Source organism: Acinetobacter sp. V110_1, from assembly GCF_031798975.1.
Classification (GTDB): domain Bacteria; phylum Pseudomonadota; class Gammaproteobacteria; order Pseudomonadales; family Moraxellaceae; genus Acinetobacter; species Acinetobacter nosocomialis_A.
Genome location: NZ_JAVQNN010000024.1, coordinates 26212 through 47614, shown reverse-complemented (window position 1 = coordinate 47614; position 21403 = coordinate 26212). Strand labels below are relative to the sequence as shown.

The 21403-nt window shown below is 39.5% G+C and carries 18 protein-coding genes; 11 read left to right on the top strand and 7 right to left on the bottom strand.

From position 1 onward, the window contains the following. Positions 1-56: 56 nt before the first annotated feature. From rpoC to RMA95_RS09870, 3 genes are all read left to right on the top strand, one after another. Positions 57-4250 (top strand): DNA-directed RNA polymerase subunit beta', encoded by a 4194-nt coding sequence (gene rpoC, locus RMA95_RS09880; protein WP_311070310.1) that lies wholly within the window; start codon positions 57-59, stop codon positions 4248-4250. A gap of 180 nt (positions 4251-4430) precedes the next feature. Next, positions 4431-4796, top strand: coding sequence for a DNA transfer protein p32 (locus tag RMA95_RS09875; RefSeq protein ID WP_311070309.1), 366 nt, complete (start codon positions 4431-4433; stop codon positions 4794-4796). A 214-nt stretch (positions 4797-5010) separates the two neighbouring features. Beyond that, a complete protein-coding gene (locus RMA95_RS09870; RefSeq protein ID WP_311070308.1) occupies positions 5011-5367 on the top strand; it encodes a DNA transfer protein p32 in 357 nt (118 codons plus the stop codon). Positions 5368-5406: 39 nt separating this feature from the next. On the opposite strand, the gene RMA95_RS09865 is transcribed toward RMA95_RS09870, so the two are convergent. Continuing rightward, on the bottom strand, positions 5407-5892 hold the full coding sequence (locus RMA95_RS09865; RefSeq protein ID WP_263612771.1) for a DUF4442 domain-containing protein: 486 nt from the start codon (positions 5890-5892) through the stop codon (positions 5407-5409). 117 nt (positions 5893-6009) lie between these two features. On the opposite strand from RMA95_RS09865, the gene RMA95_RS09860 reads away from it, so the two are divergent. From RMA95_RS09860 to htpG, 5 genes are all read left to right on the top strand, one after another. Next, positions 6010-6891: an alpha/beta fold hydrolase gene (locus RMA95_RS09860; RefSeq protein WP_311070307.1), complete on the top strand. Its 882-nt coding sequence runs from the start codon at positions 6010-6012 to the stop codon at positions 6889-6891. Between the two features lie 101 nt (positions 6892-6992). Continuing rightward, entirely contained in the window at positions 6993-8417 is a 1425-nt protein-coding gene (locus RMA95_RS09855; protein WP_311070306.1) for a Na+/H+ antiporter NhaC family protein, read from the top strand. A gap of 327 nt (positions 8418-8744) precedes the next feature. Then, complete coding sequence (locus tag RMA95_RS09850) at positions 8745-9326, top strand: OmpW family outer membrane protein (protein ID WP_263612774.1); 582 nt, start codon at positions 8745-8747, stop codon at positions 9324-9326. 183 nt (positions 9327-9509) lie between these two features. Then, positions 9510-9863, top strand: coding sequence for a lysozyme inhibitor LprI family protein (locus RMA95_RS09845; protein ID WP_263612775.1), 354 nt, complete (start codon positions 9510-9512; stop codon positions 9861-9863). A gap of 102 nt (positions 9864-9965) precedes the next feature. Next, positions 9966-11885 (top strand): molecular chaperone HtpG, encoded by a 1920-nt coding sequence (gene htpG / locus RMA95_RS09840; RefSeq protein WP_311070305.1) that lies wholly within the window; start codon positions 9966-9968, stop codon positions 11883-11885. 85 nt (positions 11886-11970) lie between these two features. On the opposite strand, the gene RMA95_RS09835 is transcribed toward htpG, so the two are convergent. The 3 genes from RMA95_RS09835 to RMA95_RS09825 all read right to left on the bottom strand — a co-directional run bounded on the left by RMA95_RS09835 (position 11971) and on the right by RMA95_RS09825 (position 15198). After that, positions 11971-12873, bottom strand: coding sequence for a selenocysteine synthase (locus RMA95_RS09835; RefSeq protein WP_263612777.1), 903 nt, complete (start codon positions 12871-12873; stop codon positions 11971-11973). A gap of 122 nt (positions 12874-12995) precedes the next feature. Continuing rightward, entirely contained in the window at positions 12996-14135 is a 1140-nt protein-coding gene (locus RMA95_RS09830; protein WP_263612778.1) for a hypothetical protein, read from the bottom strand. 352 nt (positions 14136-14487) lie between these two features. Further along, positions 14488-15198: a DsbA family oxidoreductase gene (locus RMA95_RS09825; RefSeq protein ID WP_263612779.1), complete on the bottom strand. Its 711-nt coding sequence runs from the start codon at positions 15196-15198 to the stop codon at positions 14488-14490. Positions 15199-15375: 177 nt separating this feature from the next. Here RMA95_RS09825 and RMA95_RS09820 point away from each other — a divergent pair, with 177 nt between their 5' ends. Next, positions 15376-16134, top strand: a complete 759-nt coding sequence (locus tag RMA95_RS09820) for a hypothetical protein (RefSeq protein ID WP_311070304.1) — start codon at positions 15376-15378, stop codon at positions 16132-16134. Positions 16135-16155: 21 nt separating this feature from the next. On the opposite strand, the gene RMA95_RS09815 is transcribed toward RMA95_RS09820, so the two are convergent. After that, positions 16156-16521: a MerR family transcriptional regulator gene (locus RMA95_RS09815; RefSeq protein WP_311070303.1), complete on the bottom strand. Its 366-nt coding sequence runs from the start codon at positions 16519-16521 to the stop codon at positions 16156-16158. Positions 16522-16592: 71 nt separating this feature from the next. Here RMA95_RS09815 and RMA95_RS09810 point away from each other — a divergent pair, with 71 nt between their 5' ends. Next, positions 16593-17240: an alpha/beta hydrolase gene (locus tag RMA95_RS09810; protein WP_311070302.1), complete on the top strand. Its 648-nt coding sequence runs from the start codon at positions 16593-16595 to the stop codon at positions 17238-17240. Positions 17241-17477: 237 nt separating this feature from the next. After that, positions 17478-17969 (top strand): hypothetical protein, encoded by a 492-nt coding sequence (locus RMA95_RS09805; protein ID WP_311070301.1) that lies wholly within the window; start codon positions 17478-17480, stop codon positions 17967-17969. A gap of 47 nt (positions 17970-18016) precedes the next feature. Here RMA95_RS09805 and fadA read toward each other — a convergent pair whose 3' ends face one another. Then, positions 18017-19189 (bottom strand): acetyl-CoA C-acyltransferase FadA, encoded by a 1173-nt coding sequence (gene fadA / locus RMA95_RS09800; RefSeq protein WP_019456791.1) that lies wholly within the window; start codon positions 19187-19189, stop codon positions 18017-18019. 12 nt (positions 19190-19201) lie between these two features. Then, on the bottom strand, positions 19202-21355 hold the full coding sequence (gene fadB / locus RMA95_RS09795; protein WP_311070300.1) for a fatty acid oxidation complex subunit alpha FadB: 2154 nt from the start codon (positions 21353-21355) through the stop codon (positions 19202-19204). Positions 21356-21403 lie beyond the last annotated feature (48 nt).

The window sequence follows — 21403 nt, the reverse complement described above, 5'->3', positions numbered from 1 at the left end:
ACAATATTTGTGACCCAGTCGGGTAAGCGAGGCTTCCCGACACACGGAGAAAAAAATTGAAAGACTTGCTCGATATCATGCGTAAGAAAACGGATTCAGATGGTCATGCGCCAGTTGAGTTCGACCGTATCCGTATTGGTCTTGCGTCACCAGAAATGATTAAGTCATGGTCTCATGGTGAAGTTAAAAAACCTGAGACAATCAACTACCGTACGTTCAAGCCAGAACGTGATGGTTTATTCTGTGCCAAAATCTTTGGTCCAGTAAAAGATTACGAATGCTTGTGTGGTAAATACAAGCGTATGAAATACAAAGGCGTCATTTGTGAAAAATGTGGCGTTGAAGTAACTACAGCGAAAGTTCGTCGTGAACGTATGGGTCACATTGAACTTGCTTCTCCAGTTGCGCATATCTGGTTCTTAAAATCGTTACCTAGCCGTATCGGTTTATTACTTGATATGACACTTCGTGATATCGAACGTGTATTGTATTTCGAATCATACGTTGTTACTGATCCTGGTATGACGCCATTCGAAAAGTATCAACTTCTTAATGACGAAGAATACTTTACAGCTTTAGAAGAGCACGGTGACGAGTTCGTTGCGAAAATGGGTGCGGAAGCAGTTCAAGACTTGTTGAAAGACATTGACCTTGAAGCTGAAATTGCTCGTTTACGTGAAGAAATTCCTCAAACAACTTCTGAAACGAAGTTGAAAAAAGCATCTAAACGCTTGAAATTGATGGAAGCATTCAAAGACTCGAACAACAAGCCAGAATGGATGGTAATGAATGTACTTCCGGTGCTTCCACCAGATTTACGTCCATTAGTTCCACTTGAAGGTGGTCGTTTCGCGACTTCTGACTTGAACGATTTATATCGTCGTGTGATTAACCGTAACAACCGTTTGAAGCGTCTTCTTGACCTTGCAGCGCCAGACATTATCGTACGTAACGAAAAACGTATGTTACAAGAGTCTGTAGATGCATTGCTTGATAACGGTCGTCGTGGTCGCGCAATCACTGGTTCTAACAAACGTCCATTAAAATCTTTGGCAGATATGATCAAAGGTAAACAAGGTCGTTTCCGTCAGAACTTGTTAGGTAAGCGTGTTGACTACTCTGGTCGTTCGGTAATTACTGTTGGTCCTACTTTACGTCTTCACCAATGTGGTCTTCCGAAGAAAATGGCGCTTGAATTATTCAAACCATTTATTTTCGCGAAATTACAAGCTTCAGGTCAGGCAACAACCATTAAAGCTGCGAAGAAAATGGTTGAGCGCGAGACTCCGGAAGTTTGGGACGTTCTTGCATCTGTAATTCGTCAACATCCAGTCATGTTGAACCGTGCGCCAACACTTCACCGTTTAGGTCTTCAAGCATTTGAACCTATTCTTATTGAAGGTAAAGCAATCCGTCTTCACCCACTCGTTTGTGCTGCGTTCAACGCCGACTTCGACGGTGACCAAATGGCGGTACACGTTCCATTGACACTTGAAGCACAGTTAGAAGCTCGTGCATTGATGATGTCAACGAACAACATCTTGTCACCTGCAAACGGTGAGCCAATCATCGTTCCTTCTCAAGACGTTGTCTTGGGTCTTTACTACATCACTCGTGATGCAGTAAATGCGAAAGGTGAAGGCATGGTGTTTGCGGATACTCATGAAGTAAACCGTGCACTTGCAACTGGTCAAGTTGCGATTCATGCGCGTGTTAAAGTGCGTGTGCATCAAACTGTTATCAATGAAAATGGTGAACGTGAACACCAAACCATTATCGTTGATACAACACCAGGTCGTTGCTTACTTTGGGAAGTTGTTCCACAAGGTTTAAGTTTTGACATGATCAACCTTGAGATGACTAAAAAGAACATCTCTAAGTTAATCAACTCTTGTTACCGTAAACTTGGTTTGAAAGATACTGTTATCTTCGCTGACCAGTTAATGTACTTGGGCTTCCGTCAAGCGACTCGTTCAGGTGTATCTGTAGGTATGGAAGACATGTTAATTCCACCTACGAAACACACAATTATTGATAAAGCGGAAACAGAAGTTCGTGAAATCGAACAACAGTTCGAACAAGGTTTCGTAACTGCTGGTGAACGTTATAACAAAGTTGTCGATATCTGGGCGCGTACAAACGACCAAGTTGCGAAAGCGATGATGGATAATTTGTCTTACACTGTTGTTAAAAACAAACAAGGTGAAGACGAGAAGCAAAAATCATTCAACAGCATCTATATGATGTCTGACTCTGGTGCCCGTGGTAGTGCGGCACAGATTCGTCAGCTTGCTGGTATGCGTGGTTTGATGGCAAAACCGGATGGCTCGATTATTGAGACACCGATTAAAGCGAACTTCCGTGAAGGTTTGACAGTACTTCAGTACTTTATTTCAACACACGGTGCGCGTAAAGGTTTGGCCGATACAGCATTAAAAACTGCGAACTCTGGTTACTTGACTCGTCGTCTTGTAGACGTAGCGCAAGATTTAGTAATTACCGAGCCTGACTGTGGTACAGCGGGTGGTTTGGTAATGACTCCATTCATTCAAGGTGGTGATGTCATCGAGCCATTACGTGACCGCGTATTAGGTCGTGTAACTGCTGAAGATGTACGTCGTGCATCTGATGATGAAGTTGTATTACCTCGTGGTACGTTAATTGACGAGAAAATCGCAGCTCAGCTTGAAGAAGCTGGTGTCGATGAAGTTAAAGTACGTTCAGTAATTGCATGTGAATCTACATTCGGTGTATGTGCTCGTTGTTATGGTCGTGACCTTGCACGTGGTCACTTGGTGAACCCAGGTGAATCAGTAGGTGTAATGGCTGCGCAATCAATTGGTGAGCCAGGTACACAGTTAACGATGCGTACGTTCCACGTAGGTGGTGCTGCGAGCCGAACTTCTGCTGCAAACAGTGTTCAAGTACGTAACAAAGGTACTGTACGTTTCCACAACGTGAAAACTGTACAACATGCGAAAGGTCACTTGGTTTCAGTTTCACGTTCAGGTGAAATTGGTATTGCCGATGAGTTAGGTCGTGAGCGTGAGCGTTATAAACTTCCTTACGGTGCAAGCATCTTGTTGAAAGATGGTGAAATCGTTGAGGCAGGTGGTATCGTTGCGACTTGGGATCCGCATACACATCCATTAGTAACAGAAGTTGCTGGTAAAGCACGTTTCAGCCAAATCGCTGATGGTGTAACTGCAACATCGAAAACTGATGATGCAACTGGTATGACAACTGTTGAAATCTTGCCTGTAACAGCACGTCCTGCTTCTGGTAAAGATTTACGTCCAGCAATCGTATTGGATACGGCTGATGGTGGTGAACAGTTCTACTTCTTACCACAAAACACGATTGTTACCGTTCGTGATGGCGAAACAATTGGTGTGGGTGACGTTATTGGTCGTGTACCACAAGAATCTTCACGTACTCGTGATATTACCGGTGGTCTTCCACGTGTTGCTGACTTGTTCGAAGCACGTAAGCCGAAAGAACATGCGATCTTGGCAGAAGTGTCTGGTATCGTAAGCTTTGGTAAAGAGACTAAAGGTAAGAACCGTTTAGTAATTACTCCAGATGACGGTTCTGAAATTTACGAAGAGTTGATTCCTAAATGGCGTCAAATCAACGTGTTTGAAGGTGAGCATGTGAACCGTGGTGAAACCATTTCTGATGGTCCACAAAACCCACATGACATCTTACGCTTGAAAGGTGAAGTTGCTTTAACTAACTACATCGTGAACGAAGTTCAAGACGTTTACCGTCTCCAAGGTGTAAAAATCAACGACAAGCACATTGAAGTTATCGTACGTCAAATGTTGCGTAAAGTTGATATCATCGATGGTGGTGATACAAGCTTCATTAAAGGCGAACAAGTGGATTACATCCGCGTTGTTCAAGAGAACCAAGCTGTCTTGGCTCAGAACAAGTTCCCTGCGAAGTTTGAACGTCAATTGATGGGTATTACGAAAGCATCGCTTTCTACTGACTCGTTCATCTCTGCTGCATCGTTCCAGGAAACAACTCGTGTGTTAACTGAAGCTGCTGTAACAGGTAAAGAAGATGATTTACGTGGCTTGAAAGAAAACGTTGTTGTGGGTCGCTTGATTCCAGCTGGTACTGGTCTTGCATACCACTTAGAGCGTCGTCGTCAAGAAGCAGAAGCTGCAGAACATGAGCTTCATAATGACTTCAGCGAAGTAGACCAAGCATTCAGCCAAGCATTAAACTCAGAGCAATTCTAAGTTTAGACTGGCAATAAAAAAGGCACCTCAGGGTGCCTTTTTTATTTATATTCATTTTTAACAATTAAAAGTTGTAATTACATAAACACATTAAAGAGCCATTATTTTATTACTTAAGCGGGATAAAGACTCCACAAAAAACCATTAGGCTACCTGCTTATGAAGACTGGAGTAAATCGAATGAAAAAAATGATGATGATTGCAGGTGTGGGTTTGATGTCAACCACGCTATTTGTAGGCTGCCAAAATGCAAGTCCAGAAAGCAAACGTATTGGTTCAGCCGCTATTGGCGGTGGTGCAGGTGGTGCAGTAGGTAAACATGTGGGCGGTAATATTGGTGCAGGCTTAGGCGCGGCGCTTGGCGCTGGTGTGGCAGCGAATGCAAAAGGGTCTAGCAGTAAAACTGTACGTAATAGTGCAATTGGCGCCGGTGTGGGTGCTGTCTTAGGTGGCGCAATCATTGGTGGTGATACAGGCGCTGCTGCAGGAGGAGCGCTAGGTGGTAGCGCAGGCGCGGCTTATGAAGAGAAAAAAGGAAAATACTAAAATTACCCTTTAAGATATTTAAAACAGAAGCTCTAATTTAATGAAGAGCTTCTGTTTTTGTTTCTTTAGTAGATTGAAATTTAAATAATTAACTCTACATAGAAGGCTTTTACAAAATATCAATCGATTGCCACAGTGCGATAACACAAACTGATCAAATTACTCATAAAAGAAGATTATGCTTTGATAAGAGCACAAAGGAGTGAGTACGGTCATGAAAAAAACAATTGGTTTAATTTCTACTTTAATGTTATCTGCATTTATGTTCACTGGTTGTCAAAATATGAGTCCATCTGACCAGCGCATTGGCGCAGCTGCATTAGGCGGTGCTGTTGGTGGTGGAGTTGGTAACCATGTGGGTGGTGGTATAGGTGCGGGTGTCGGTGCAGCAGCAGGTGCTGGTGTAGGTTCAAATAGCCAAGGCGGTAGTAAGCAAACCACGACCAAGAGTGCGATCGGAGCTGGTATCGGTTCTGTGGTAGGTAAAGCAATATTGGGTGGTGATACAGGTGCTGCAATTGGTGGCGCAATTGGTGGTGGTGCCGGTGCTGCGATTGAAGAAAAGAAATAAAGTTTACTGATATAAAATAAGCGCCTTAGAGCGCTTATTTTATTGTTGAAAAGCTTTTGCTTTTTTACGGCGAATGTAGAGGGTCTTTTGCACTTCAGCAATTCTCACGCCCGATTCATCAAAAATATTTAGATGATATGTTCTGAGTACAGGAGCATAGTTTTCGGCGAGTTCTCGAATCTGTTCAATTTCTGCTAAATCAACTCGGATGTCCGCATAAACAGTACTTCGACCAGGCGATAAAAAATTAATCTCAGCCGCTTTATCCCAGACAATGTATTTTGATCCTAAGTGATGCATAAGAATCAGCATATAGAACGGGTCTACCATCGAGTAAAGACTTCCACCAAAATGAGTACCTACCAGATTTTGATTTTTCCAGGTCAGCGGCATTTTTACCCGAACATGACAAAGTTCTAAGTTCATGACTTCAATATAAATCCCTGCCCCACGATAAGGTGGGTAGTGGTTAAATAAGAATTTAGAAATTGAAGGAATGTTCTGAAGTTTTTTTAAAATAGCCATAATAGTCAATTTTTTTTATTGCAACATTGGTCATACTAGATAAGTATCATCTTTTTTATATTGATGGCAATGCTTTATCCGATTAACGACATGATCGATTGAAAAACAAAATAGGAAATGATTATGCAGCCAAAGATTTATACAGTAACAACAAGTGATCAACAAACTCTATGTGCCAAGGCTTGGGGTGATGAGAAAAATACTCCATTAGTTTTAGTACATGGTTATCCTGACAATCAGGAAGTATGGGAATCGGTCATTGAGCATTTAATCAATGATTTTTATATTGTTACTTATGATGTCCGTGGAGCGGGCTTGTCATCTATTCCAAAACGAATACGAGATTATCGTTTAGAGCGTTTATCTTTAGATTTACAAGAAGTCGTTGATGAAGTACTCCCAAGCCGACAGTTCCATATGGCCGCACATGATTGGGGTTCAATTCAGTCTTGGGAGTCTGCAACTGAACCTAAATTTAAAGGCCGCTTGTTATCTTACACGACCATCTCTGGTCCTTGTTTAGATCATGCTGCACTGTTCTTAAGAGATAAATTTAAAACAGATCCTGCAAAGATCTTAAAAATATTAACGAAATCATGGTATATCGGTGCGTTCCATTTACCATTAATTGCTCCAACAGTATGGTCTTTGTTTAGTCCAGAAAAATGGGGCAAAATATTAAAAGACTTAGAGCGAAAAGATAATTTACCGTTAAATAGTAATATTTCTGCTGACGGTAAATATGGGATTAATTTATACCGTGCTAATTTTATTCCTCGCTTAACAGCTCCTCGCCAGCGTTATGCACAGTGTCCAGTTAAAGCAATAATTTTAAAATACGATACGTTTGTAAGCCCCGAATATATTACAGAAGCAATGCCAAAATGGGTGGAAAACTTTGAATATGTTGAACTTGAAGCAAACCATTGGGCTATTCTGAGTCAGGCTGAAAAAGTGGCAGGCCATATTCGTCAGTTTATTGAATCACAAAGCAAATAAGTGACTGTTTAATATACAAAACTACTCATTCGGCGATATTTTCGGCTTCGTAGATGCGAATCTGATAGAATATCGCCTTTTGTTTTGTTCTGAATTTGTTCATGAATGCTGTTGTTGTGGCGATTGCTGTGATGTTTTTACTCTCACTAGCACGCGTTTCTGTCGTATTGACATTAGTGGTCTCTGCCATTGTTGGTGGTCTTGTCGCGGGTTTAAGTCTTTCTCAAACAGTTGAAGCTTTTAATGCTGGTCTAGGTGATGGTGCCGAAGTTGCACTTGCTTATGCCGTATTAGGCGCATTTGCACTTGCTCTTTCTAAATCGGGTTTACCCGACCTACTTGCTCATAAGCTTATTGGTCTTTTGGGAATGGAAGCGGGGAAAAGCCGTGAAACCAAAGTAAAATATTTACTCTTAGGTATTTTACTGATTGCTGCCATTTTCTCTCAAAACCTGATACCTGTTCATATTGCATTTATTCCTGTACTTGTACCGCCATTATTACGAGTCATGAACCATTTAAAACTAGACCGCCGCGCAGCAGCTTGTGTTTTGACTTTAGGTTTAGTGGGTACCTATATTTTTCTACCTGTCGGCTTTGGTGCGATTTTCCTTGAACAAATCTTAATGGGAAATATCAACAAAATTGGTGCTGCTTATGGCTTACATGTAGAACGAGGCATGATGCCAATTGGCATGGCAATTCCAGTTCTAGGAATGGTTTTAGGTACTTTGGTTGCGGTGTTTATTAGTTACCGTAAGCCAAGAATTTATGCTGATCGTACCATTACCCCTGTAACTACCATCGATTTAGATAAACCTCTGCGTGCAACAGCGCAAGATGAAACAGCAGCTCTAAAAGCCGATGCAGAAGAACTTAAACATGAAGCAGAGCAAGGCCCTGTAATTGCTAAGAAAACAATTTTCATGGCTTTACTGGCTATAGGCCTCACTTTAGTTGCACAGCTTTATTCTGGCTCAATGATTTTGGGTGGTTTAGTAGGCTTTGCAGTTTTGTCTACAGCAGGCATTTTTAAGTGGCAAGATGCAGATGATGTCTTTGTACAAGGCATGCGAATGATGGCTCTAGTCGGTTTTATTATGATCTCCGCTGCGGGTTTCGCTTCAGTCATGACGCATACTGGGGATATCAATCAACTGGTAAAAGGTGTGGTTGAAATCATTGGGGATAATCGTGCGCTTGCAGCTTTCTTAATGCTTTGTATTGGTTTATTTGTCACGATTGGTATTGGTTCATCTTTCTCAAGTGTTCCTGTTTTAGCAGTTATTTATGTGCCTTTATGTGTACAGTTTGGTTTCTCGCCATTAGCAACGATTGCACTGATTGGAACAGCAGCGGCTTTAGGTGATGCAGGTTCTCCAGCTTCCGATTCAACTTTAGGACCTACAGCTGGCTTAGGAGTAGATGGGCAGCATGACCATATTTGGGATACTGTGATTCCAACATTTATCCACTTTAATATTCCTCTACTCGTTTTTGGTTGGATTGCAGCCATGGTTTTATAAGTTTTTATAATATATTGAATTAAAACCTCCTTAATAATTATCTAAAGATAAGCATTAAGGAGGTTTTTTTATGTTATAAATAAAACATGCATTTAAAATAAATTATATTAAAATACTCGGAATTTAAAGTATATTAAAAAAGTTGGTTATATAAAATAATTCTGATTAATTAGGTTGGGATAAAAACCAATTAAAATGGTTGGTTAATATATAATTTTATTTAAAACAGTTATTTAAAAATAAATATAAAAATAATTTTATAATGGGTGTTGCATCAATTTAAAATAAATGTTTATTATAAATATAAATAAGGTTGGAGATATTAAAGTGTTCAAAAAAGCGTTAGTTATTGCATTAATGGGGATGTCTTCATTTACTTTTGCTGGTAATTGGCAAGTAAAATTTGGTGGTAGTGTTATTGCTCCATCTGAGGATACAACAACTGCTTTAGGTGTAGTAAAGGCTGATAATGAATATGCATTTACACCATCAGTTGAATACTTTTTTGGCGAATCTCCTTTTTCGGCAGAATTATTATTAGCAACGCCAGTTAATCATGATGTTTTATTAGATGGTCAGAAAGTAGCGCGTATTAAACAATTGCCACCGACAATTACCGCGAAATATCATTTTAAAAACTCAACTCGTTTTACACCGTATATTGGTATCGGGGCAACAGCATTTATTCCTTGGGATGAACAAGGTGTTGCTGACAAAGTAAAAGAAGATTTTGGTGTAGCTGGTCAAGTTGGTTTTAACTTTCAACCTGCTGATGCAAAAAATTGGGGTGTATTTGTAGATGTTCGATACGCGGATATTAGCCCAGAAGTTACTTTAACAAATGGTGCTAAATTCGACTTGGATATTAACCCGTTTGTTTACACTTTAGGTTATAGCTATAAATTTTAAGCATAATAATAAATAGAAAAAATATAATAACAAACCTAGACTCAGGCACCTCACATAGATTTTATGTGAGGTTTTTTATTTTATTTTTCTCACTAAAAAAAGCATAAAACAGACAGTTTTCTACATATTCTTTCACCCTTTATTTTTAAACTATTTTTTATATATCTTTAAAGGAATAACCTCATGAATAGAAAATTCGCCATAGGCTTAGCACTTTTAAGTGGTATGGCTTTTACTCATAGTGTGCAGGCAGCTAGTTTCTCTTGCGATGCAGCAAAAACCAAGACGGAAGTAAGCATTTGTAAAAACCGTTCTTTAAATGATGCAGATGTCAAAATGGCAACGACTTATCAAATTGTTTTACATGCTTTGCCAATGGGTGGTCGTGATAATCAAAAAGATACGCAGCAGCAGTGGTTGAAAAAAAGAAATGCTTGCGCAGCTAATGTAAGTTGTATTTCCAAAGCTTATCAACAGAGGCAACAACAGTTAGATTCTATCTTACAAGATAGGGTATTAAGTCACGGTCCATTTTAGTTAAAGAAAAATTTTTTAATATTCAGGATTGAAAAATTCTAGAAGTACTCCATTCATAAAGCATTCGAGAACAAACAAACTTCAAAATTTAAGGAGTGATTTATGAGTGAACAAGCATCACAAAATTATAGTTTCCAAGCAGAAGTAGCACAGCTTTTACATTTAGTGACGCATTCTCTCTATTCGAACCCTGAAATTTTCTTGCGTGAGCTTATTTCGAATGCATCAGATGCATGTGATAAGTTGCGTTTTGAAGGAATTAATCATCCTGAATATTATGAAAATGATCCGGACTTACATGTACGAATCAGCTTAAATAAAGAAGATAAAACGTTAACGATTTCTGATAACGGTATTGGTTTAAGCCAACAAGAAGCAATTGATAACTTAGGTACCATTGCAAAATCTGGTACTAAAGACTTCATGTCAAAATTGACGGGTGACCAGAAAGCGGATGCTCAGTTGATTGGTCAGTTTGGTGTTGGTTTCTACTCAGGTTTTATTGTTGCCGATAAAATTACGGTGGAATCACGCCGTGCAGGTTTAGATGCTTCTGAAGGGGTGCGTTGGATCAGTGGCGGTACAGGCGAGTTTGAAGTTCAGCAAATTGATAAAGCTTCACGTGGTACTGACATTATTCTTCACTTGCGTGATGACGCGCTTGATTATTTAGAATCTTATAAAGTTAAGCAGATCGTTAATAAATATTCTGACCACATTAGCTTGCCAATTGAAATGCAAAAAGAAGTTTGGCAAGAAGAGGAAGTCGCTGAAGGTGAAGAACCTAAAGGTGGCCAAATGGTCAAAACTGACGAATGGGAAGCGATTAACTCTGCAAGTGCTTTATGGACACGTAACAAAAGTGAAGTGACTGAAGAGCAATATGTTGAGTTTTATAAAAACTTAACGCATGACTTTGAAGCGCCACTGGCTTGGGCTCATAACCGTGTAGAAGGTAGTACGGAATATACCCAGTTACTTTATATTCCAAGTAAAGCACCTCATGACATTTTTACACGTGAAGCAAAAGCGGGAATTAAGCTGTATGTAAAACGCGTATTCATTATGGATGATGCGGATAATTTAATTCCAAACTATTTACGCTTTGTACAAGGTGTCGTGGACAGCGCCGATTTACCGCTTAATGTGAGCCGTGAGTTGTTGCAAGAAAGCCGTGACGTTAAGACAATTCGTGAAGGTAACGCACGCCGTGTACTCACTTTGCTTGACGGCTTGGCTAAATCAGAAGATGAAAAAGACCAAGAAAAATTCAAGACGTTCTACACTGAGTTTGGTTCAGTGCTTAAAGAAGGCTTGGGTGAAGACTTCGGTAATCGCGAGCGTATTTTAAAATTATTACGTTATGCAACTTCAACAAATGATGAAGTGGTAACTTCTTTTGCAGACTATAAAGCGCGCATGAAAGAAGGCCAAAAAGCCATTTATTACGTTACTGCTGACAGCTTAGCTGCTGCTAAAAACTCTCCACAGCTAGAGTTGTTTAAGAAAAAAGGCATTGAAGTATTATTAATGACAGAGCGTGTTGATGAGTGGGCAATGAACTTTGTTCATGAGTTTGACGGTACGCCATTAAAGAATGTATCTAAAGGCGCTGTTGATTTAGGTGACTTACAAGATGCAGAAGAGAAAAAGGCACTTGAGCAAGCGGCTGAACAATTTAAGCCTGTGGTTGAGAAATTAAGTGACTCGTTGAAGGCTAAAACTAAAGAAGTACGTGTAACGACCCGTTTGGTAGACTCTCCGGCGTGTTTAGTAAGAAGTGAAGGTGAGTTATCACCGCAACTTATTCGTATGTTGAAACAAGCAGGTCAAGCTGTTCCTGAAATCAAGCCAATTTTAGAAATTAACCCTGAGCATCCTTTAGTGAAAAAACTTGAAGGTTCAGAACAATTTGATGACTTGGCAAACGTGATTTTTGATCAGGCTGTGATTGCAGAAGGTGGTTTACCAGAAGACCCAGCAGCTTATGTGAAGCGTATTAATAGCCTATTGTTGAAATAATTTTTTGATATAAAAAAAGCCTCTGAACTGTCAGAGGCTTTTTTGTGGATAAAGAAAGAGTTATCCACAACTTAATGATTTTTGGTTAAAAATTAGCTTCCAGATTCATTTGTACACTCAATTGATGCTTAGGGTCATCATCAATATGATTAAAAAAATTAAGATCATTTTGCATAAAAATCCAATCTCGCCATATAGGCTGACGCCATGAGAGATAGGGTCCCCAACTATTTATCCGCATGTCATTTTTGGTATATACGCCACCACTATAAATACCGTAAGTCAGACTATTATCTTTTACAAACGCAAATTGTTGAAAAGTCCAATTGCCCCAGTTGTATTCTTCATTTTCGCTCTTATTCACATTAAATTTGTTAGCGAATAGGGTGTTGTCTTGCATTTTCTGCGTTAAGTTGAGTGTTGTTTCCGTATAGTTCCGGCTGGTTGAACCGTAGCGAAAGACCTGTTCGGTATCTATGCTTATGTTATGTCTTAAATTCCATTTTTTCTTGGCAAGAAATTGTACGTAAACATCACTGTCTGAATTTGAGCCTAAATCAAGATTATTTTCGAAAGGCATCCATGTTGAAATCGTATCCCAGCTTGCGGTAAGTGGATTACTAACCGAAATATGGGGTGTTGAAGCTTTCTTCTTTTTCTTACCTAAGGTTTTATAAGGGTGCTTGGGCTGAGTTGCACGGCTCCATAACGTATCATTTCCAAACACCGCCATCAGGTCCTGAATAAGTGCGGCATCTGAATCATTATTTGTTTCTGCTTCACAGGGTGAAGGCGAAAAAGAGAGTATGTGACTATTATTTCTTATGAATAGGGTGGACGAATGTAGAGATCGTCTTGTAGAGCGTTGATGCTTGAAAGAAGTAGAGAAAAGCTGTGTATGAGGAATTAAAACCAACATACCTAAACTATAAATACAAAGTAAGGCTTTAGATTTATATTCGAATGAAAAAGAAGAGAATTGATTCATTTTTATGAAAATCAAGAATCAAAAGTTAGCTCAGTATTGTAAGGGAAAAAGCTTAAATTTTTATTTAAAAGTATTTTATTTTTCATCACCTTGGAGACAGCCTCCAAGGTGGTTCTTAGCAATTAGAACAGTGCTTCTAAACGTAAGAATGTGCTGACAAAATGGTTACGGTCTTCACGGTGGTCATTAAAGTAATTGACGTCGCCTTGTACAAAGAACCATTCACGAAAGAGCGGCTGACGCCATGATACAAATGGTCCCCAACTGTTTAAGCGTAAATCGTTGTCGTTGTAATAGCCACCTGTATAAATACCATAGTTAAAACGGTTATTTGCAAAGAAACTATGTTCGCGGAAAACTCGATTTTCCCATGTTAAATCATCATCTTGATCATCGGCATACGTTAAGCTGAACTGGTTCGATAAAATCGGTTGATTTGGACGAGCATGGGTAAGCTCTAGGTTAGTACGTAAATAATTTTCACTATGAATGCCATAGCGATAAATCTCTTCAGCATAAAACTTAAAGTCATTACGGAGTTGCCAATTTCTCGATGCTTTTAAGCGAACATACACGTCGTCTCCAGAACGGATACCTAAGTCTGCATCTGTTTCAAACGGCAGTTTTTTAGAGAAATTTGACCAACGTAATGCGATTGAGCTGTTGTCATCTCGTGTTCGTTTAGTATCAAGTTTCTTATTTGAATCTTGATTTGGGTTTTGGTTAATATTGGCTGGACTATTATTAAATTCGTTATCTAAAGAGTCATCACCAAACACCACGCTTAAGCGTTTCTCTAGCGTAGGGAGTTTAATCTTCCCGCGTATTCTGGGTTTGATTTCAAAGTTATCGTATTCATTCCAATAGTTATCAACCATTACACGGATGGTTGCAGTAGCTGGTTTTTGCGGGTCGACTTCACCAAACCAGTTATCAATTTTTTCAGAGGTATGATCAGCCCAATTTCGAATTTTCTTTTGCTTACGGTCAAACCAAGTCTGATCTTCAGTTTGCTCGGTGGGTGGAACAATAGGTTGATTGGACTGCTCCGGAAAAATCGTTGGGGTGGCATCAATCCACCTTGGGATTTGATCTAAAAGATTTTCATCTTTATTTTCTTCGGTTTGTACTCCAGATGACGAACCTTTGACTTGCTGAGTTGAAGAAGAGTTTACTTCTGCATGAGCCATACATACTGAACCAAATCCTAAAGTTACAAGTGCGAAAAGCTGCCGATACGTAATAACGTGAAATATTTTCATATCTATCTTTTATGTTTTGTTGTTATTGTCACTTTTGTTGATTTCTCTAATAAAATCAAGAGGACGACACAAAAGTTAAGTAAATTTAACTTTTCTTACATATTTGAAATAAGTTAAAAAGTTTAAGCTATTAGCGAGAATTTTTAAGCAAAAAAAATCCCCCAAACTAGGGGGATTTTAGATCAAGGAAACTTCAAATTCCGATCATTAAACATATAAAAAACAGAACATTACAGCGCGAATATTCTAAGTCGCAATCATAAACACATTTTAAACAATTGAATAGTTCTTTTTTTAGAACGCTCTATTGCTAAAACGGTGATAAAACATACGATTTGTTCACACTTTACAATTAAGACTGTTTATCTTGTGGAATATCACATGTTTCATCATTACAAACAGCTGCGTCATCTTGCTCGATTTCTTCAGCATTTGCTTTGAGCTGTGCTTGTTCTAACACTTGTAAAAACACTTCACGAGGCTGTGCACCTGCAAGCGCAATTCTTTGATCAAATACAAAGAATGGTACGCCAGTTACATTGAGCTGCTCGTGTGCAATTTTTTCGTCATGACGAACGAAGTCAGCCAATTCATTCGTATCGAGTACATATTCAACTTCGGCATTATCAAGGCCAATACGAGAAGCGATTTCCTCTACGACTTCACGTTCACCAATCGCTAAACCTTCAGTCATATAAGCATGGAAAAAGGCTTCTTTTGCTTGGTTACCTAAACCTTTACTTTGGGCAAGATGAATAATACGGTGAGCGTTAAAGCTATTGCCTGAGTTGGCTTTTTGCCATTGGAAGTCGATACCTTCAGAGGCAGCCATGGCCGCAATGTTGCGCTCCATTTCTTCCATCTCTTCATAGGTACGGCCATATTTTTTCGCTAAACGCTCAGTATTTGAAGTGTCATGTGTTGCTGGCGCATTCGGATCTAATTCGAAACTATGCCAATGAATATCAAGTTCAATACCAGCTTCAGCCGCGACATGTTCAAGGCGTTTTTTGCCGATGTAACAGAAAGGACAAACTACATCAGACCAGACATCAACACGCATGGGAGAATCTCATAAATTTTAATTACCCATCATAATAGGGATGATGTGCAAGGATTTAAAGCATTGAATAGCGAATAGAGTGTTGCGTATTATGAAATAAATGACATATAAAGAAGAAAGAGCTCTATTTTATAACTATAAAGAGCAAAACTATAAGAATGGAAATAGGAGGTGTGTATGCGCCGAATTTTGATTGCAATTGCAGGTCTGGTGGTGATTGCAGGTATTGCCTTTTTTTCCTATCAACATATCAAACAGCAGCAAGCTAAAGACAGTAGCGAAATGTTCGATGTCGTGATGAATGAAAAAATGAGTGAACTTTATGAGCAGGCTCAGGATTGGTCTAAACCTGTACAACTCGATATTCATGATAAACGGCTTGCAGGGCACTATAAGCAAGTCTCAGAGTTTCTTTTAAGTTATTGGGTCCAAAACGTAAATGCCCGCAATGAATATTTAAGAGAACTAAAAGCTGCAAAGTGGGATACTTTTTTAAATGTTGACCGTTTGGACCTTGATAAAAAACAAAAATATGCCGAAACAGAAAAGATGTTGGCTGATGTTCGGAAAGCTTCAGATAAGTATCAGTCTGAATATGAATCAATACATAAGACCTTTCTCGCTAAAATTCAGGAATTATCTGTTGATGCAGATACGAGACAACTTCTTGAAATGAAATTGGGAACTCAGCAAAAGGCTGATCAAGACCATACGCTTTTTATGATTGAGCTGCAAATTTTAGATGATGCAGAGGAAATGTTTAAACTTCTAAAAAACTATTCGTGGCAAAAGAAAGATCATATGATCCTTTTTCATGAAAATGCTCAAGTTAAAAAATTTAACGAGCTTTACCAACATGTTTTAAAGCTTAATGCAAAAATTGAAAGTATTAAGAAAAAGAATGTGGCTGCTTTAGAAAATGAGTTAGAAGAATAGTTACAGCATGAGCATCAACTACTATGTATTGGTGCTCTCAGCTTTGCCTTTTGCCAAGAAAGATTGTAATAAACTTTGAGAAGTTTGTAGTTTGTTTAACTGCTCAGATACATGCATCAGTTCTGTTTGTAGCTTTTCTTGAACAATAGGGCAGAGTGTAAATACCCTTTCATCTAAATCAAAACATGGTAATAACACCTGAATGTCTTTTAGGGTCATACCTGCATCATTTAATATTTTAATTTTCCTAATATTTTCAATATCTTTTTGTGTGTAACTTCGATAGTTATTGCTTGCACGATGCGGTTGTATTAGCCCTAAACTTTCATAATAACGCAGCATACGCGGACTAACTTTTGTAAGCTCGGCGACTTTAGCGAGGTTCATAAAATAGGCTTGACCTTAACAGTGGTGTCATAGTTTAGCATGTTTTTATCTTTCAAAATGGTACTTGTTCAATGATCAGAAAACTCATTTTATTGGTGTTATTCGGATGGATGTCATTTGTTGCAAATGCCAAAACATTGGAACTTCAGGAGAAGAACATGCGTCAAATATTTGTACTTCACGGTTATTCAGCTTCTATAAATGATCACTGGTTTTTGGACCTAAAACATCAAATAGAAGATGAACATACGGCTGTGACCCTAATACCATTTCCAGATTCTGAGCATCCAGATGTAGATGCTTGGCAGAAGGTTTTAGATGAACAGATACCAGAGGTTAATGAAAATACTTATTTTGTGGCACATAGTTTGGGTGTCATTACCTTACTGCACTTTTTGCAAAGACATGATTATAAAAATATTGGAGGAATGATTTTAGTATCTGGATTCTCTGGACCAATTGCAGATTCTTCACCTCTCACAGCTTATATAACAAAGAGCAAAATCGACACCAATTACTTTAAAGGTATAAGTAAAAAGCTGGTGTATTTGTCTGATAATGATGATCTGGTTCCACCAAAACTAACAGTTCAATTGGCTAAGGATATTGATGCACCGTACATTACAGTTCCTAATGGCGGGCATTTTTTAGGTCGGGAAGGTTATACGACATTTCCGCAATTAGTCGATTCTTTAAAAGAAATGTTAGAGAGCGAATAGAATCTATAAAATAAAAACCACCCTATAAATAGTTATAACTCATTTATAGGATGGTTTTTCTATTCAGCTTTTTATTAAAAAAATCCCTTACTATTACATTAAAAATTTTAATTATATTTACCGTTTATCCGAGCTTTACTGAATCAAAAAGTAGTTTGTTGTAGCCTATTTATAGAGACCTTTGTTTGAATCTTCATCTTTTAATTGAAATAGGGTGACTGATTTTTGGAGCTAGTTATGAACTTTCTAAAACAATCAGCTTTGATTGCTGCATTTGCTTTTATGGGTTTACCAACTGTTCAGGCAGAAGAGGTAACGACTTTACCCACTATTCGCGTTATGGCTGAATCTGAGCTACGTGACGAGGTGGGCTTTGTGCCGTTTCAAGAAGATAAGAAGGTACGCCAAGCACTACAACACCATGAATATAAAATACATAACGATATACAGAATGCTTTAGTCCCTGAAGGTATGACGACCGTAGATTATCAGCCGGTTATGGCACAGCCTGATCTCACGCAACTTTCTCCATTTTTACGAGAATATATTTTAGCTGTAGCGGGTGGAATCCAATCTTCTGACCCAACCAATGGTCTTTTTGAAATGTTAAAGCCGCTGAACATTAACCGAAGTAATGTTGATGCTTATCGTGATGGTACGATGAAAGTAAATCTTAATGACCTTATAAATTTACAACAGCAAATTCAAGACGGTTTAAAAGGCCGATAAGATAAAAATCCCCGCATTGAGCGGGGATTTTTTTATCTTGGAGTTAATTAAACACGTTCGATAATCGTTGCAATACCTTGACCAAGGCCGATACACATCGTCGCAAGACCAATTTGAGTATCTTGTTGTTCCATTACGTTTAACAACGTAGTGGTGATACGCGCACCAGAACAGCCTAGTGGGTGACCCAAAGCAATCGCACCACCATTTAAGTTAATGATGTCTTGCTTGTCATAAACGCCTAAGCCTTTCATTACTGATAAGCCTTGAGCAGCAAATGCTTCGTTTAATTCGATAGTTTGAATATCAGCCATCGTTAAACCAGCACGTTTAAGCGCTTTTTGAGTTGCTGGAACTGGACCATAACCCATGATTGCTGCGTCACAGCCTGCGACTGCCATAGAGCGAATTACAGCACGTGGTTTTAAACCTAATGCTTGAGCACGTTCAGCAGACATAAGTAACATTGCAGAAGCACCGTCAGAAAGAGCAGAAGAAGTTGCTGCTGTTACTGAACCACCTTTAGGGTCAAATACAGGTTTTAATGCTTTGAACGCTTCAAGGTTTGCATCTGGACGAATAACTTCGTCGATGTCGCAAAGGATTTTAAAGCCATTTGCATCGTGACCTTCAACGCCAACGATTTCGTTTTTGAAACGACCTTCTTGAGTTGCAGCCCAAGCACGGCGATGAGATTCAACACCGAACGCATCTTGTTCTTCACGCGTAATGCCGTTCATACGACCTAACATTTCAGCCGTTAAGCCCATCATGTTAGATGCTTTTGCATAGTGTTTAGATGCTTCTGGGTTAAGGTCGATGCCGTGCATCATACCTACGTGACCCATGTGCTCTACACCACCAATAATGAAGATGTCACCTTGGTTAGTCGCAATTTGTGCTGCTGCAGTGTGGATTGCCTGCATAGACGAACCACAAAGACGGTTCACTGTTTGACCAGCAACAGTTTTAGGCAAGTCAGCTAATAAACCGATGTTACGGCCAATGTTCATACCTTGTTCTAGAGTCTGGTTTACACAGCCCCAGATCAGGTCTTCAACTTCATTTACATCAAACTGGTTACGGGCAACGAGCGCACGTACAAGTTCAGCAGATAAACTGTCGGCACGTACATTACGGAACATACCGTTTTTAGATTTGCCCATGGCAGAACGAACGCCATCAACAATCACAACGTCACGTGGATTTAAAGTAGCCATTCACGTCGCTCCTTAACCGTAGAATTTTTTGTTGTTAGCAGCCATGTCGCGCAACATTTGCGGCGCTTCATAAGCCTTACCTAAGTGTGCATATTTATCGCAAAGCGCAACGTATTCAGCAACACCTGTTTGGTCGATGTAACGGCATGGGCCACCACGGAATGGAGGGAAACCTACACCCATAATCATTGCCATGTCTGCTTCAGATGCAGTTGCTACAATCTTGTCTTCTAAGCAACGAACTGTTTCGTTACAGAAAGCAAGCATCATACGGTCAATGATTTCTTGGTTATCAAATTCGCGTTTTTCGCCAGTTACGAATGGAGCAATCACTTCATACGCTGTTGGATCAACAGTTTTTGCTTTCTTGCCTTTCTTGTCGAGTTCGTATTTGTAGAAACCTACGTCATTCTTTTGACCAAGACGCTTCGCTTCATACATTGCTTGGATTGCGCCTTTGTAGTCTGGCTTCATACGGTCAGGGAAACCTTCCGCCATTACTTCTGCACCATGTACACCTGTATCGATACCTACAACGTCGATGAGGTAAGCAGGACCCATTGGCCAACCAAACTTAGACATTACATTGTCGATTTGCTGGAAATCTGCGCCGTCTTTTACAAGAAGGTCAAATGCACCGAAGTAAGGGAACAATACACGGTTAACCAAGAACCCTGGGCAGTCATTTACAACGATTGGTGTTTTACCCATTTTTTGAGCAAGAACAACAGTAGTCGCAATCGCTTCTTCAGAAGTCTTTTCACCACGAATAACTTCTACAAGCGGCATCATGTGAACTGGGTTGAAGAAGTGCATACCAACGAAGTTTTCAGGACGTTGTAATGCTTTTGCCAAACGTGTAATTGAAATTGTAGAAGTGTTAGAAGCAATGATCGTGTTTTCACGAACATTTTTCTCAGTTTCTGCAAGTACGATTTCTTTAACTTTTGGATTTTCAGTTACCGCTTCGATCACGATATCAACTTCTTTAAACTCATCGTAGCTTAAAGTAGGACGGATACGAGCAAGCGTTTCACCCATTTGCGCAGGTTTCATTTTCTTGCGTTCAACTTGTTTAGTTAACAAGCTGTTTGCTTCTGACATACCTAGTGCAAGTTGTGGGTTACCAATATCTTTCATGATAATTGGTGTGCCTTTGCTTGCCGCCTGGTAAGCAATACCGCCACCCATAATACCAGCGCCAAGTACAGCCGCTTGATTTACAGGGTGAGCACCTTTTTCATGTTGTTTAGATGCTTTTTTCACAACTTGGTCATTGATGAATAACCCAATTAATGCACCAGCTTGTGGAGTAATTGCTGCTTTAGCAAAGCCTTCAGCTTCAACTTTTAACGCTTCATCACGTGCAAGGCTTGCACCTGCTTGTAATGAATCAAGTAATAATTTTGGAGCAGGGTATTGAGCAGGGTTTGCTTTAGCAAGTACAGCGCCTTTTGCTGTGTTGAACGCCATCATTTGTTCAAGTGGGTTCAATTTTACAGCATCAAGTTTTTCTTGGCGTTTTGCTTTCCAGTTTAAACGGCCAGAAATCGCTTGCTTAACCAAGTCAGTTGCAGCATCAAGTAATTTGTCCGCAGCGACAACCGCATCTACAGCACCATCTTTAAGCGCAGCAGCTGGTTTTTTAGGAGCAGCCATTGCCATCCATTCAACCGCGTTATCGATACCAATAACTCGGCTTAAACGAACACTACCACCGAAACCAGGATAAATACCAAGTTTGATTTCTGGTAAGCCCACTTGTGCAGCTTCTGACATCACGCGATAGTCACACACTAAACACATTTCAAAACCACCACCCAAAGCCATGCCATTAATAGCAGCAACTTTTGGAAGGTCTAAATCTTCAAAGCTATTGAAGATTTCGTGAACAGGCATAAGCCAGTCAACAATCGCTTTTTCGCCTTGTGCGAAGTTTTCACCAAACTCAGTAATATCTGCACCAACAATAAATGTAGATTTACCAGAAGTTACAACTAAGCCTTTAATATCGTTATTGGCTTTTACAGCCGCGATAGCAGCTTTGAAATCTTCAATTGTTGCACGGTTAAATTTATTGACCGACTCACCTTGTAAGTCAAAGCGGAATTCTGCAATTCCGTCCGCAAGCATTTGGACGGTAATGGCATTGCCAGCGTGGATCATGCCTGATCTCCTTAGTTTTGGAGGATTTCTAAGTTGATGTTATGAAGC

Coding starts and splice junctions, on each gene's coding strand:
- fadA (WP_019456791.1), bottom strand. CDS start 19,189: ATGGCTACTTTAAATCCACGTGACGTTGTGATTGTTGATGGCGTTCGT.
- RMA95_RS09860 (WP_311070307.1), top strand. CDS start 6,010: ATGATTATGCAGCCAAAGATTTATACAGTAACAACAAGTGATCAACAA.
- RMA95_RS09810 (WP_311070302.1), top strand. CDS start 16,593: ATGATCAGAAAACTCATTTTATTGGTGTTATTCGGATGGATGTCATTT.
- RMA95_RS09805 (WP_311070301.1), top strand. CDS start 17,478: ATGAACTTTCTAAAACAATCAGCTTTGATTGCTGCATTTGCTTTTATG.
- RMA95_RS09875 (WP_311070309.1), top strand. CDS start 4,431: ATGAAAAAAATGATGATGATTGCAGGTGTGGGTTTGATGTCAACCACG.
- RMA95_RS09870 (WP_311070308.1), top strand. CDS start 5,011: ATGAAAAAAACAATTGGTTTAATTTCTACTTTAATGTTATCTGCATTT.
- RMA95_RS09845 (WP_263612775.1), top strand. CDS start 9,510: ATGAATAGAAAATTCGCCATAGGCTTAGCACTTTTAAGTGGTATGGCT.
- RMA95_RS09865 (WP_263612771.1), bottom strand. CDS start 5,892: ATGGCTATTTTAAAAAAACTTCAGAACATTCCTTCAATTTCTAAATTC.
- RMA95_RS09820 (WP_311070304.1), top strand. CDS start 15,376: ATGCGCCGAATTTTGATTGCAATTGCAGGTCTGGTGGTGATTGCAGGT.
- RMA95_RS09855 (WP_311070306.1), top strand. CDS start 6,993: ATGAATGCTGTTGTTGTGGCGATTGCTGTGATGTTTTTACTCTCACTA.
- RMA95_RS09835 (WP_263612777.1), bottom strand. CDS start 12,873: ATGAATCAATTCTCTTCTTTTTCATTCGAATATAAATCTAAAGCCTTA.
- RMA95_RS09830 (WP_263612778.1), bottom strand. CDS start 14,135: ATGAAAATATTTCACGTTATTACGTATCGGCAGCTTTTCGCACTTGTA.
- RMA95_RS09815 (WP_311070303.1), bottom strand. CDS start 16,521: ATGAACCTCGCTAAAGTCGCCGAGCTTACAAAAGTTAGTCCGCGTATG.
- htpG (WP_311070305.1), top strand. CDS start 9,966: ATGAGTGAACAAGCATCACAAAATTATAGTTTCCAAGCAGAAGTAGCA.
- RMA95_RS09825 (WP_263612779.1), bottom strand. CDS start 15,198: ATGCGTGTTGATGTCTGGTCTGATGTAGTTTGTCCTTTCTGTTACATC.
- fadB (WP_311070300.1), bottom strand. CDS start 21,355: ATGATCCACGCTGGCAATGCCATTACCGTCCAAATGCTTGCGGACGGA.